Genomic DNA, 13,464 nt, shown 5'->3' with positions numbered 1-13,464 from the left:
GCCCGCCGGAACGCCCGCCGGAAAGCCGGCCGGGGCCCCCGCCGGACCGGGCGCCGGACAGCCCGCGGACAAGCTCCCCAGCGACTCCCAGGCCGCCGCCGCCCGCCGCGGACCGGCCGGACCGGGCCGCTTCATGGGCGGCCAGGGCACCGAGAAGTCCATGGACTTCAAGGGCTCCGGCAAACGCGTGCTCGGCCTGCTACGCCCCGAACGCAACGTCCTGATCGGCGTCCTGCTGCTCGGCGTGCTCGGCATCGGCTGCGCCGTCACCGGCCCGAAGATCCTCGGCGACGCCACCGACCTGATCTTCGCCGGCGTCATCGGCGCCCGCTTCCCCGCCGGCACCTCCAAGGCCGAGGTCATCGCCGGACTGCGCGCCCACGGCGACGGCGGCGTCGCCGACCTGCTCTCCGCCGTCGACTTCACCCCCGGCCAGGGCATGGACTTCGGCGCCATCGGCTCCATCCTGCTCTGGGTGCTCGGCATCTACCTCGCCTCCGCCCTCTTCGGCATCGTCCAGGGCCGCCTGGCCACCCGGGCGATCCAGTCCGCCAGCTACCGGCTGCGCCAGGACGTCGAGGCCAAACTCGCCCGGCTGCCGCTCAGCTACTTCGACAGGCAGCCGCGCGGCGAGGTGCTCAGCCGGGTCACCAACGACATCGACAACATCGGCCAGTCGATGCAGCAGACCATGGGACAGATCGTCAACTCGCTGCTCACCGTGGTCGGTGTGCTCGCGATGATGTTCTGGATCTCCCCGATCCTCGCCGCGATCGCCCTGGTCTCCGTACCGCTCTCGGTGGTCGTCGCCGCCAAGGTCGGCAAGCGGGCCCAGCCGCAGTTCGTCCAGCAGTGGAAGTCCACCGGCCAACTCAACGCCCACATCGAGGAGATGTACACCGGCCACACCCTGGTCAAGGCGTTCGGCCGGCACCGCGAGTCCGCCGAGACCTTCCGCGAGCACAACGACGCGCTGTTCCACGCCAGCTTCCGCGCCCAGTTCATCTCCGGGATCATCCAGCCCGCGATGATGCTGATCGGCAACCTGCAGTACGTGCTGGTCGCCGTGGTCGGCGGCCTGCGGGTGGCCAGCGGCTCGCTGTCCATCGGCGACGTCCAGGCCTTCATCCAGTACTCCCGGCAGTTCAGCCAGCCGCTCACCCAGGTCGCCAGCATGGCCAACCTGGTGCAGTCCGGGGTCGCCTCCGCCGAGCGCGTCTTCGAACTCCTCGACGCCCCCGAGCAGAGCCCCGAACCGGCCATGCCCGAGAAGCCCGACACCGTCCACGGCCGGGTCGCCTTCCAGGACGTGTCCTTCCGCTACGACCCCGACAAGCCGCTCATCGACGACCTCTCGCTCAAGGTCGAACCCGGCCAGACCGTCGCCATCGTCGGCCCCACCGGCGCCGGCAAGACCACCCTGGTCAACCTGCTGATGCGGTTCTACGAGGTCAGCTCCGGGCGCATCACCCTCGACGGCATCGACATCGCCGCGATGTCCCGCGAGGACCTGCGCTCCGGCATCGGCATGGTCCTCCAGGACACCTGGCTGTTCGGCGGCACCATCGCCGACAACATCGCCTACGGGGCCGGCTCCGCCACCCGCGACGAGGTCGTCGAGGCCGCCCGGGCCGCCCACGTCGACCGCTTCGTCCGCACCCTCCCGGACGGCTACGACACCGTCATCGACGACGAGGGCACCGGCGTCAGCGCCGGCGAGAAGCAGCTGATCACCATCGCCCGGGCCTTCCTCGCCCAGCCGTCCATCCTGGTCCTCGACGAGGCCACCAGCTCCGTCGACACCCGCACCGAGGTGCTCATCCAGCGGGCCATGGCCCGGCTGCGTACCGGCCGCACCAGCTTCGTCATCGCCCACCGGCTCTCCACCATCCGGGACGCCGACGTGATCCTGGTGATGGAGAACGGCTCCATCGTGGAGCAGGGCTCGCACGACGAGCTGATCGCCGCCGACGGCGCCTACGCCCGGCTCTACCAGGCGCAGTTCGCGGAGGCCGTGGCCGAGGTGGACTGACCCGTCGTCACGCCCGGAGCCGGGACGGAACCCGCCGTCCCGGCTCCGCGCGCACCCGCCCCTCGCGGGGCACGACCGCCTTCGCTACGGTGGCCCCCGTGACCGCCCAGCCCACGGCCCCCGGACCGGCCCCCGACGCCTTCGAGGCGAACCGCCGCTACCTGGGCTCGGTCGCCTACCGGCTGCTCGGCTCCTTCACCGACGCCGAGGACGTCCTCCAGGACGCCTGGCTGCGCTGGCAGGACGCCGACCGCGCCGCCGTCGCCGACCCGCGCGCCTTCCTCACCACCGTGGTCACCCGGCTCTGCTACGACCAGCTGGGCTCCGCCCGCAGCCGCCGCGAGGCCTACTACGGCGAGTGGCTGCCCGAACCGTCCGTCTCCTACGCCGACGGCCCCGACTCCCCCGCCGACCTGGCCGAACGCGGCGAGTCCGTCTCCCTCGCCCTGCTCACCGTGCTGGAGCAGCTCACCCCGGCCGAGCGGGCCGCCTTCGTCCTGCACGACGTCTTCGCGGTCGGCTTCGAGTCCATCGCCGCCTCCCTGGACCGCACCCCGGACGCCACCCGCCAGCTCGCCTCCCGGGCCCGCCGCCGGGTCAAGGAGGGCGGCCGGCACCCCGGCGGCACCGACCCGGCCGAACACCGGCGGGCCGTCGAGGCGTTCGCCTCCGCCAGCGCCCGGGGCGACATCCTCGGCCTGATGGCGGTCCTCGACCCCGACGTGGTCTGGCACGCCGACGGCGGCGGCATCGTCCGCGCCGCCGCCCGCCCGGTGCGCGGCGCCGACAAGGTCGCCCGCCTGGTGGCCGGACTGGTCGCCAAGTGGTTCACCCCCGACGCCGCGATCGGCCTCGCCGCCGTCAACGGCGAACCCGGCCTGGTCTGGTACGAGCGCGGCACCGGCAACGTCGGCGGGGTGCTGGCCTTCGCCGTGGCCGACGGCCGGATCACCGAGGCCTTCGTCGTGGTCAACCCCGAGAAGCTCGGCCGGATCGACCCGGTCACGACCGGCTGAACCGGGCCCCGCCGGGCTGTGACGCGGGTCACCGTCACACTCCGGCCGGCCGCGTCGTCCCCTTCCCGAACAGCGCTCCACCGGAGCGCCCCACGAGGAGGCGGACGAGATGAGCAGCACCACCAGCACCGATCAGCGGATCGTCGTCCTCGGCGCCGGGTACGCCGGGATCACCGCGGCCAAGGGCGCCGGACGCCGCCGCGCCGTCACCCTGGTCGCCCCCGAGGAGCGGCTCCTGCACCGCATCCGCCAGCACGAGACCGCCGCCGGCCGCGGCCGCGACTGGCCCGCGCTCACCGAACTCGCCCGCGGCCGCCGGATCGAGCACCGCCGGGCCCGGGCCGTCGCACTCGACCTGGCCGGGCACGAGGTGCTCCTCGACGACGGCACCACCCTCGGCTACGACACCCTGGTCCACGCCCTCGGCAGCCGCACCGCCTGGCACGGCGTCCCCGGCGCCGCCGAGCACGCCCACCCCGTGGAGCGCGCCGCCGAGGTCCGCCGGCTCATCCGCGAGGCCGCCCGCCCCGGCACCCTCGCCGTCGTCGGCGGCGGCGCCACCGGCATCGAACTGGCCGCCGAACTCGCCGAGGCCCACCCCGGCTGGCGGGTGCGGATCGTCGCCTCCGGCACCGTCGGCGGCGCCTACTCGCCCAAGGGCCGCGCCCACATCCGGCGCGTCCTCGACCGTCTCGGCGTCGACGTCCACGAGGACGCCACCGTCACCGAGGTCACCCCCGGCGGGCTGCGCACCACCGCCGGCCCGGTCGACGCCGACCTCACCCTGTGGGCCGCCTCACTGGAACCCCACCCGCTGGCCGCCGAGGCCGGACTGGCCGTCGACGAGCGCGGCCGCGCCCTGGTGGACGACCACCTGCGGTCGGTCTCGCACCCGGACGTCCACGTGGTCGGCGACGCCGCCGCCGTCACCGTCCCCGGCGTCGGCACCCTGCGGATGGGCTGCGCCACCGCGCTGCCGCAGGGCCAGTACGTGGGCCGGCTGCTCGACGGGCGCACCTCGGCGCCGTTCTCCTTCACGTACCTCGTGCAGTGCCTCAGCCTGGGCCGGCGGGACGGGCTGCTCCAACTGGTCCACCCCGACGACTCGATGAAGCCCACCGTGCTCACCGGCACCGCGGGGCGGCTGGCCAAGGCCGGGATCGTCGGCCTCGTCCTCGGCGCGCTCAAGTAGCCGCCGGGGGCCACCGGTTCCGTCCGGGGCCTACCGGTTCCCGTGCCCGGCGGGAACGCGGAAGGGCCCGGGCAGTCCCGCCCGGGCCCTCCTCGCACCGCTTCCCGCTACGCCTACTTCTTGTCCTTCGGCGTCTCGGCGTCGGTGGACAGCGCGGCGATGAAGGCCTCCTGCGGGACCTCCACGCTGCCGACCATCTTCATCCGCTTCTTGCCTTCCTTCTGCTTCTCCAGCAGCTTCCGCTTACGGGAGATGTCACCGCCGTAGCACTTGGCGAGGACGTCCTTGCGGATCGCGCGGACCGTCTCACGGGCGATCACCCGGGAGCCGATGGCGGCCTGGATCGGCACCTCGAACTGCTGGCGGGGGATGAGCTTCTGCAGCTTGCCGGCCATCATCACGCCGTAGCCGTAGGCCTTGTCCTTGTGCACGATCGCGGAGAACGCGTCCACCGGGTCGCCGTGCAGCAGGATGTCGACCTTCACCAGCTGGGCGGCCTGCTCGCCGATGGGCTCGTAGTCGAGCGAGGCGTAGCCGCGGGTCTTGGACTTCAACTGGTCGAAGAAGTCGAAGACGATCTCCGCGAGCGGCAGGGTGTAGCGCAGCTCGACCCGGTCCTCGGAGAGGTAGTCCATGCCCTGGAGGTTGCCGCGGCGGGACTGGCAGAGCTCCATGATCGCGCCGACGAACTCGTTCGGCGCCAGGATGGTGCCGCGCACGACCGGCTCGAACACCTCGGAGATCTTGCCGCTCGGGAACTCGCTCGGGTTGGTGACGGTGTGCTCGGTGCCGTCCTCCATCACCACCCGGTAGACCACGTTCGGGGCGGTGGAGATCAGGTCGAGGTTGAACTCGCGCTCCAGGCGCTCCCGGATGATCTCCAGGTGCAGCAGGCCGAGGAAGCCGCAGCGGTAGCCGAAGCCCAGCGCGACCGAGGTCTCCGGCTCGTACACCAGGGCGGCGTCGTTGAGGCGCAGCTTGTCCAGGGCGTCGCGCAGCAGCGGGTAGTCCGAGCCGTCCAGCGGGTACAGGCCCGAGAACACCATCGGGCGCGGGTCCTTGTAGCCGCCGAGCGCCTCGGTGGCACCCTTGTGCATCGAGGTGATCGTGTCACCGACCTTGGACTGCCGGACGTCCTTCACACCGGTGATGATGTAGCCGACCTCGCCGACGCCGAGGCCGTCGGCGACCTTCGGCTCGGGCGAGATGACGCCGATCTCCAGCAGCTCATGGGTGGCGCCGGTCGACATCATCGCGATGCGCTCGCGCTTGGTGAGCTGGCCGTCCACGACACGGACGTAGGTGACCACGCCGCGGTAGGAGTCGTACACCGAGTCGAAGATCATCGCGCGGGCCGGGGCGTCCTTGACGCCGACCGGGGCCGGGACGGTGTTGACGATGTGGTCCAGCAGGTCCTCGACACCGAGACCGGTCTTGGCGCTGACCTGGAGCACGTCGGAGGGGTCGCAGCCGATGATGTGGGCGATCTCGGCGGCGTACTTCTCCGGCTGGGCGGCCGGCAGGTCGATCTTGTTGAGGACCGGGACGATCGTGAGGTCGTTCTCCAGCGCCAGGTACAGGTTGGCGAGGGTCTGGGCCTCGATGCCCTGGGCCGCGTCGACCACCAGGACGGTGCCCTCGCAGGCCGCGAGGGAGCGGGACACCTCGTACGTGAAGTCCACGTGGCCGGGGGTGTCGATCATGTTGAGGATGTGGGTCGTCCCGGCGTCCGGCCCGGTCTTCGGGGCCCACGGGAGGCGGACCGCCTGCGACTTGATGGTGATGCCGCGCTCGCGCTCGATGTCCATGCGGTCGAGGTACTGGGCGCGCATCTGCCGGGGGTCGACGACGCCGGTGATCTGCAGCATCCGGTCTGCGAGCGTCGACTTGCCGTGGTCGATGTGGGCGATGATGCAGAAGTTGCGGATCAGCGCCGGGTCGGTACGGCTGGGCTCTGGCACATTGCTGGGGGTCGCGGGCACCTTGGTCCGATTCTCCGTTGGTCCGGGGCCGGGGGTGTCCGGATCATCGCTGACCGGCTATCCCGGGGACCGGACAGTCTCGTCCGATCGAAATAGTTCCTCCCATCCTCCCACGACTACGGGGCGGGACGCCGTTCGGGCACCTCACAGCCTCCCGAGGGCGCCCGAAGGGCTTCGCCCGGCCGCACCGAGGGGTCCCGCGGCTCGGCCGGGTACGTGCGGTGGCGGGAGCTGCCGCACCACTTCTACCCGCCGTCTCCCGGCCGCGGACCGGCCACGGACCGGCCGCCGGTTTGGGGCGGGCGGCGGGCCCCTGGTAGCGTGGTCAGCTGCACCTGGCCTCGGCATGCCCTCTCAGCTGGTCCGACGGCCGCACGGTGCAGCCCGTTCAAACCATTCAGACAAGACTGAGGCTCCTTCGTGGCGAACATCAAGTCCCAGATCAAGCGCAACAAGACCAACGAGAAGGCGCGCCTGCGCAACAAGGCCGTCAAGTCCTCGCTGAAGACCGCTCTGCGCAAGGCCCGCGAGGCCGCTGCCGCCGGTGACACCGAGAAGGCCACCGTGCTGGCCCGCGCCGCCTCCAAGGCGCTCGACAAGGCCGTGAGCAAGGGCGTCATCCACGCCAACCAGGCCGCCAACAAGAAGTCGGCCATCACCAAGCGCGTCAACACCGCCGTCCAGGCCTGACGCCCCCCGGGGGCTCCGGCCCCCACCGCCTCAGGGCGACCGGCCCTCTACCCGGAACCCCGAGGCGTGCGAGACTCGCACCGCACGCGGCCTGCGTTCGCCACGCGGGTGCGGTGCAGCACGAGCTGTACGACAGGCGCCGCAGTCATCCTCTCCCCGAGGGCGACTGCGGCGCCTGTCGCGTTCCGCGCCCCGGCCGCTAGGGTCGGTCAGGCGCGACCGGGGGTGCGGGGAGCACCCACGGCGGCCAGTCCCGAGGGGGGAACTTCCATGACGACGCCACCGCCGCCACCGCCGGGTCCGGGTCCGGGCCAGGGTCCGGGTTCGAACGGACCGGGCTACGGCTTTCCGCAGCAACCGGCCACGGCGCCCGCACCCGGCACGAGCGGGCCGGGCGGACTCGGTGGATCCGGCGGGCCGGGGGCCGGCGGCTTCGGGCCGCCGCTCGGGCTGCCCGCCGCGCCCGGGCTGCCCGCCGCGCCGCCCAAGGGCGGTGGGCTGCGCCGCAACGCCGTCTGGGCCTTCGTCGGCGCGGTCCTCGCCTCGGCCGGCTGGGCCGCCGCCGTGGTGGCCGTCCCGGACCTCGTCAGCAACGACTCCTCACCGCGCAGCCTCGGCAACTACCACCTCTCCGACGACTTCTGCGCCACCGCGAAGCCCTCCCGGCTGCTGGAGACCTACACCGTCACCACGGACAGCAGTTCGCCGTCCCACCACACCGACCGGACCGCCGCCCTGGACAGCATGAACTGCTCCATGTCGCTCAAGCGGACCGGCGGCGGCACCGACAGCGAGTACGCCAGCGTGTACATCCGTGCCGACCTGCACAAGGCCGTCAACCCGGCACCCGAGCAGACGGCCGGCAAGGAGCTCTACCGGGCCCGGGGCTACCAGATCACCGACATCCCGGGGATCGGCGAGGACGCGTTCTTCATCTACAAGGACGACGGCGGTTCGGGCTCGTACCACAGCCTGTTCGGCGAGGTGCAGATCCGCGACGGCGGGATGACCTACTACATCAGCTACAACGCCAGTTACACCCAGGGGAAGGCCAACCCGCCGTCCATGACCGAGCTCCGCAACGACCTGCAGACCGACGCCGACAACGCCGTACGGGCCATGCGCAAGTAGCGGTCCGCCGCCTCCGCGGTCAGTACGAGGGACGGGAGCCGGCCCGGGCGGCCTTGGCGACGGCCACCACCGCCCGCTCCAGGGCGAAGGCCGGGTCGGCCGAGCCGCCCTTGACCGCCGCATCGGCCTGGGCGATCGCGGTGAGCGCCGTGGCCACCGCATCGCCGGTCCACCCGCGCATCTGCTGACGGACCCGGTCCACCTTCCACGGCGGCATGCCCAACTCGCGGGCCAGATCGGCCGGGCGCATGTTCCGCCCGGTCGTCGCCAGCCGGCCGATGCTGCGCACGCCGGAGGCCAGCGCGTAGGTGATGCCGGTCGGCGGCTGGCCGACGGCCAGCGCCCAGCGCAGCCGCTCCAGCGCCTCGGCCGCCCGACCGGTGACCGCCAGGTCGGCCACCTCGAACCCGGTCGCCTCGGCCCGGCCGCTGTAGTAGCGGGCCACCACCGTCTCGTCGATCGTGCCCTCGACGTCCGAGGTCAACTGGCTGCACGCGGCGGCGAGTTCGCGCAGGTCGCTGCCGAGCGCGTCCAGCAGTGCCTGGCAGGCCTCCTGGGTCGCGGAGCGGCCCAGCGTACGGAACTCGCCCTTGACGAAGGCCAGCCGCTCGCCCGCCTTGGCCAGCTTGGCGCAGGCCACCTCGCGCCCGCCCGCCTTGCGCCCGAAGTCCAGCAGGCCCTTGCCCTTGGCCCCGCCGGCGTGCACCAGGACGATGATCACTTCCTCGGCCGGGGCCTCGATGTACGCCTTGACCTCCTTCACCGACTCGGCGGAGAGGTCCTGCGCGGCCCGGACCACGATCACCTTGCGCTCGGCGAACAGCGAGGGCGTGGTCAGCTCGGCCAGACTGCCCGGCTGCAGGCCGCCGGGCGGGAGGTCCCGCACGTCGGTGTCCGGGTCCGCCGCCCTGGCCGCGGCCACCACCTGGGCTACCGCACGGTCCAGCAGCAGCTCCTCCTGACCGACCGCGAGGGTCAGCGGGGCGAGCAGGTCGTCGGGTGCACTCTTCCTGGCCATCGCCTACCAGCATCCCACGCGCCGCGGACACTCCCGCCCGGACGGGCGGGGGCGTACGGACGGGCGGGGGCGTACGGGCGGGCGGGGGACGGGGGCCAGTGGTCCGGGGCCGGGGCCGGGGCCGGGGCCGGGGCCGGGGCCGGGGCCGGGGCTCGTGAAGGCCGACCGCCCTGCGGGGGCGCGCGGCCCGACCTGGAGAATGGCCCGGTGACCGAGAACCACACCCCCGACCTGCCGGACGTCGAAGACCCGTTCGTCCGCCAGCTGCTCGTCCTGCCCGACCGCGACACCGCCGACGAGGCCGCCGAGGAGCTCTCCGCCGCCCATCCCGACCTCGGCGACCTGGAGATCGTCCGCGACGCGCTGGCCGGCGAGGACGACGCCGAGGACGCCCAGTGGCTCGTCGTCCTCGACCCCCCGTCCGACGGCTGGACGCCCACCCTCCTGCACGCCCTCGACACCGTCGCGGCCTCCTACGAGGGCTGGCGCGAGGAGGCCTGACCCGACCGTCGCCCGCCCCCGTCGCCCTCGGCGCCCCCGGCGCTCCCCGAGGTGGTCAGTTCGGCAGCACCCAGTCCGGCCGCCAGGTCCCGGGGGCGTCGTGGGCGGGCGTGGTGGCGGCGAGGTGGGCCCGGAGGGTGGCCAGGGCGGGGTGGGGGTTGTCCCGGTGCCACAGCAGCGAGTGCGGGTAGACCGGCGTCGGGTCGGTCACCGGGATGCGGCGCAGACCGTGCCCGGCGGGCCAGACCAGCCGGGTGCGCTCGCTCATGAAGGTGGCCAGGGCCGGGGTGTCGGCGACGGTGTCCAGCAGCGCGTCGGAACCGAAGTTGGGGCCGGTCGCCTCGATGGTGAGGCCGAACTCGGCGACCAGGTCGTCGTAGTAGGCGGCCCACTCGGTGCCGGGGGCGATGCCGGGCATCCAGATCCGGTGGCCGACCAGCTGGGCGACGGTCACCGAACGCGCGCCCGCCAGCGCGTGCGCCGGACCGGTGAGCAACTGCAAGGGCTCGTCGAGCACCCGGACGGACTCGACGTCCTCCGGGAAGGGCCGCCCGGGTGCGGCGACGGCACGGAAGGACGCGTCGATCGCCCCCGAGCGGATCGCGGCGACGGCCGCCGCCACGTCGAACAGCATCACCACGTCCAACTCGATCCCGGGGTGCGCGCGGTGGAAGTCGCGCATCAGACCCGACCCGGCGCCGCGCGAGGCGATGATGTCGACCCGCAGCGGCCGACGGCCCGTCCGCACCGAGGCGACGGCCCGCTCGGCGGCGCGCAGCAGTTCGCGTGCGTGGGGCAGGAACGCCTGTCCGTCGATGGTGAGTTCGGCGCCGCGCGGGGTGCGGGTGAACAGGCGCACCCCGAGGTCGCGCTCCAGGGCGGCGATGCGCTTGGAGACGGCCTGCTGGGTGACCGCCAGGTCGACGGCGGCCTTCTGGAACTGGCCGGCCTCGGCGGCGGCGGCGAAGGTGCGTACGGCTTCGAGGTCCACGTCGGCCCACCCTAGGCCGATCCGACGCGCAATGTCAGACACGCCCTTGTGAACAACGGATGGTTGTACCCGTGGGGCGGATCGGTTGTTTGACCTGCGGTCGAGCTGCTCGGTTAGCTCTCCCCGGTCAACGTCGGATTGTTCGAACGGGATGCCGAGGGAGTGCGCCGGACATGGTGGGCACGGGGGACGCGGCAGGTGCGGCAGGCACGGCAGGCACGGCAGGCACGGCAGCGACAGCGACAGCGACAGCGACAGCGACAGCGGGCAGGTTCGGCAGGAGACGGCTGGGGCCGCGGTTCGGGTGGCTGTGGGCGGCCTACACGGTCAGCGCGTACGGGTCCGGACTGGGGTTCGGCGCCCTGCCGCTGCTGGCCGTCCTGGTGCTGCACGCCGGGCCCGCCCAGGTGTCCGCACTGTCCGCCGTGGGCCCCGCCGTGGGGGCGCTGATCGCGCTGCCGCTCGCCCCCTGGGTGGAGTTCCAGCGCAAACGCCCGGTGATGATCACCATGGACCTGGTCCGGTTCGCGGCCATGGCGACGATCCCGGCCGCCTACGCCCTCGGGCTGCTCGGCTTCGCCCAACTGCTGGCCGTCTCGGCCGTCGTCGCCGCGGCCAAGATCGCGTTCAACGCGGCCGCCGGCGCCCACCTCAAGGCCCTGGTCCGACCCGAGGACCTCCTGGTGGCCAACTCCCGCTTCGAATCGACGAACTGGAGCTCCATCGCGATCGGACCGCCCCTGGGCGGGGCCGCCATCGGCCTGTTCGGACCGGTCACCACCGTGATCGCCGACGCCCTCAGCTACCTGCTCTCCGCCCTCGGCATCGGCGCCATCCGCGGCCGGGAGAAGACGCCGCCGCCCGCCGGGCGGAACCCGGGGCGGGCCGGCTCGGTCCTCGACGGCTGGCGGCACATCCTCGGCGACCCCGAGCTGCGGGCGCTCTACCTCAACAACCTGCTCGTCTCCGGGCTGATCATGGCCACCGAACCGCTGCTGGCCGTCCTCATGCTGCGCCAACTCCACTTCCCGCCCTGGCAGTACGGCCTCGCCTTCGCCGCCCCCTGCCTCGGCGGACTCATCGGCTCCCGGCTCGCCCAGCGCGTCGTGACCCGCTACGGCCGACACCGGGTGTTCCGGACCGTCGGCGCCCTGCGCGCCGTGTGGCTGATCGGCCTGGTCCTCGTCCGCCCCGGCGTCGTCGGCCTGGTCACCGTGATGGCCGTCGAACTCGCCATCATCATCAACATGAGCCTCTACACCCCGGTGCTCGCCACCCACCGGCTCGAACGCACGCCCGAGCACCTCCTCGCCCGCACCCTGTCCGCCTGGTCCATCGGCCAGCAGACCGCCATCGCCGTCTGCACCGCCCTCGGCGGCCTCCTCGCCGACACCACCGGCCCACGCACCGCCCTCGCCGCCGCGGGCCTCCTCATCCTGGCCGCCCCCCTCCTCCTCCCCCGGGGCACCCCCGCCCCGGCCCCTCACCCCCCGGCCCCCACCCGTTCCTGAGGCCGCCGGGCCCCACGCCTACCCAATTCGGGTGAAGGTCCGTCCACCCACCGACGGGGCGGCGGCGGGCCGCCGTAGCCTCGGTGGCGCCCCGTCGCCGCTCGGGTGCGCGATCCGGGCGAAGGTGCGGGATCCGTCGATCCGGAAGGCCACCGACACCATGACACGCTCAGCGGGCGGACACGACGAGACGCCCGGCGGGCCCTCCCGCCGCCACCTGCTCAGGATCGGCATCGGCGTCGCCGTGGGGGCCGGGGCCCTCGGCTCCGGCGCCCCCGCCGCGCTCGCCAACGGCCCGTACGACCCGACCGCCCCGACCATCGCGACCAAGATCAAGAACCTCAGCGGCCCGGCCGAGACCGGATCGTTCGGCGCCGCGTGGACCGACCTCGGCATCCCCGTCCGGTGCCCGGACGGCACCATGCTCTTCGTCTGCGGCGACACCTACTCCGGCGACCAGCTCTTCACCGGCCAGTGGAACGCGCCCGTCGGACTGCGCTCCAGCAGCGCCGACCTGGACAACCTGCGCATCGACGGCGTCGTCCAGGGCGCCTACGGCATCAGCCTCGTCGACGAGCCGCACACCCAGGTCGGCGACAAGTTCACGACCGCGATCCCCTCCGACGCCTTCGTCGTCGACGGCGTGATGTACATGCACCTGATGCGCGGGGTCATCTACGACACCCACCACACCGACTTCTGGCGCTCCACCGACAACGGGCAGACCTGGGAGTACCTGTGCCAGTGGCCCGGCGACCTGTACGGCGGGCAGTTCCAGCAGAAGACCTACGCGGTGGCCGACGACGGCTACTGCTACGTGCTGTCCACGGTCTTCAACCGTGAGGTGGAATCGGGGATGCTGCTGCACCGGGTGCGGAAGGAGAGCCTCGGCACCCCGGACGCCTACGAGCCCTGGGGCTACACCGACGGCAACTGGCAGTGGAACGCCCCCGCCCCGACGACCGTCTTCGGCACCCGCAAGTGGGGCGAGCTGTGCTTCCGCGCCATGGACGGCAAGTACGTCCTCACCTGGCTGAACACGGACCCGCTGTCGATCAGGGCGATGGTCTTCGCACTCCCGACCTCGGACCTGACCAGGACGCTGGAACAGGCCATGATCCTCCCCGGCGCCCCGGGCCAGGAGACCGCCAACGTCGTGGCCAGCCCGTACGGCGGCTTCGTCATCCCCGGCTCGACGTTCGGCAACTTCCACATCGTCGTCAGCCAGTGGTACGACGTGACGAACTACCGGATCATGCAGTACCGGATCAACATGCTCTCCTGACCGCCCCTGCCCCGGCCTGATCGTCCCCGGCCCAACTGGCCCGGGCCGAAGGCCCACTGCTCCGGTGGCGGGGGGGGGGGGGGGGGCGCCCCCGCGCGCCCCCCCCCCACAAAAA

11 protein-coding genes are annotated in these 13,464 nt (G+C 72.8%); 8 read left to right on the top strand and 3 right to left on the bottom strand.

Going from position 1 to position 13,464, the window contains the following annotated elements; genetic code table 11:
• Positions 1–133 precede the first annotated feature (133 nt).
• The 3 genes from ACFC1T_RS26570 (at position 134) to ACFC1T_RS26560 (ending at position 4,240) form a co-directional block, all read left to right on the top strand.
• The gene (locus ACFC1T_RS26570; RefSeq protein ID WP_375892554.1) at positions 134–2,032 is read left to right on the top strand and encodes an ABC transporter ATP-binding protein; all 1,899 of its coding nucleotides are present in this window, start codon (positions 134–136) and stop codon (positions 2,030–2,032) included.
• 98 nt (positions 2,033–2,130) lie between these two features.
• Complete coding sequence (gene sigJ, locus ACFC1T_RS26565; protein ID WP_375892442.1) at positions 2,131–3,048, top strand: RNA polymerase sigma factor SigJ; 918 nt, start codon at positions 2,131–2,133, stop codon at positions 3,046–3,048.
• Positions 3,049–3,157: 109 nt separating this feature from the next.
• Positions 3,158–4,240 (top strand): NAD(P)/FAD-dependent oxidoreductase, encoded by a 1,083-nt coding sequence (locus ACFC1T_RS26560; protein WP_375892441.1) that lies wholly within the window; start codon positions 3,158–3,160, stop codon positions 4,238–4,240.
• A 113-nt stretch (positions 4,241–4,353) separates the two neighbouring features.
• Here the strand turns inward: ACFC1T_RS26560 and lepA are convergent, their stop codons facing one another.
• Positions 4,354–6,222, bottom strand: coding sequence for a translation elongation factor 4 (gene lepA, locus ACFC1T_RS26555; protein WP_375892440.1), 1,869 nt, complete (start codon positions 6,220–6,222; stop codon positions 4,354–4,356).
• A gap of 420 nt (positions 6,223–6,642) precedes the next feature.
• Here lepA and rpsT point away from each other — a divergent pair, with 420 nt between their 5' ends.
• Both rpsT and ACFC1T_RS26545 read left to right on the top strand, forming a co-directional pair.
• Positions 6,643–6,912: a 30S ribosomal protein S20 gene (gene rpsT, locus ACFC1T_RS26550; RefSeq protein ID WP_375892438.1), complete on the top strand. Its 270-nt coding sequence runs from the start codon at positions 6,643–6,645 to the stop codon at positions 6,910–6,912.
• A gap of 270 nt (positions 6,913–7,182) precedes the next feature.
• On the top strand, positions 7,183–8,043 hold the full coding sequence (locus ACFC1T_RS26545; RefSeq protein ID WP_375892436.1) for a hypothetical protein: 861 nt from the start codon (positions 7,183–7,185) through the stop codon (positions 8,041–8,043).
• Positions 8,044–8,062: 19 nt separating this feature from the next.
• Here the strand turns inward: ACFC1T_RS26545 and holA are convergent, their stop codons facing one another.
• A complete protein-coding gene (gene holA, locus ACFC1T_RS26540; RefSeq protein ID WP_375892435.1) occupies positions 8,063–9,061 on the bottom strand; it encodes a DNA polymerase III subunit delta in 999 nt (332 codons plus the stop codon).
• A 207-nt stretch (positions 9,062–9,268) separates the two neighbouring features.
• Between holA and ACFC1T_RS26535 the strand changes: the two genes are divergently transcribed.
• Positions 9,269–9,562, top strand: a complete 294-nt coding sequence (locus ACFC1T_RS26535) for a hypothetical protein (protein ID WP_375892434.1) — start codon at positions 9,269–9,271, stop codon at positions 9,560–9,562.
• 55 nt (positions 9,563–9,617) lie between these two features.
• Here the strand turns inward: ACFC1T_RS26535 and ACFC1T_RS26530 are convergent, their stop codons facing one another.
• Positions 9,618–10,553, bottom strand: a complete 936-nt coding sequence (locus tag ACFC1T_RS26530; protein WP_375892432.1) for a LysR family transcriptional regulator — start codon at positions 10,551–10,553, stop codon at positions 9,618–9,620.
• A 308-nt stretch (positions 10,554–10,861) separates the two neighbouring features.
• Between ACFC1T_RS26530 and ACFC1T_RS26525 the strand changes: the two genes are divergently transcribed.
• Together ACFC1T_RS26525 and ACFC1T_RS26520 are read left to right on the top strand one after the other, a co-directional pair.
• Positions 10,862–12,064 (top strand): MFS transporter, encoded by a 1,203-nt coding sequence (locus ACFC1T_RS26525; RefSeq protein ID WP_375892552.1) that lies wholly within the window; start codon positions 10,862–10,864, stop codon positions 12,062–12,064.
• A gap of 160 nt (positions 12,065–12,224) precedes the next feature.
• A complete protein-coding gene (locus tag ACFC1T_RS26520) occupies positions 12,225–13,349 on the top strand; it encodes a DUF4185 domain-containing protein (RefSeq protein WP_375892430.1) in 1,125 nt (374 codons plus the stop codon).
• The last annotated feature ends 115 nt before the right edge of the window (positions 13,350–13,464 follow it).

The sequence above is a fragment of the Kitasatospora sp. NPDC056076 genome (genome assembly GCF_042266305.1).
Taxonomy (GTDB): domain Bacteria; phylum Actinomycetota; class Actinomycetes; order Streptomycetales; family Streptomycetaceae; genus Kitasatospora.
Note: the sequence above shows the minus strand (reverse complement) of the source record. Positions and strands in the feature narration are given on the sequence as shown.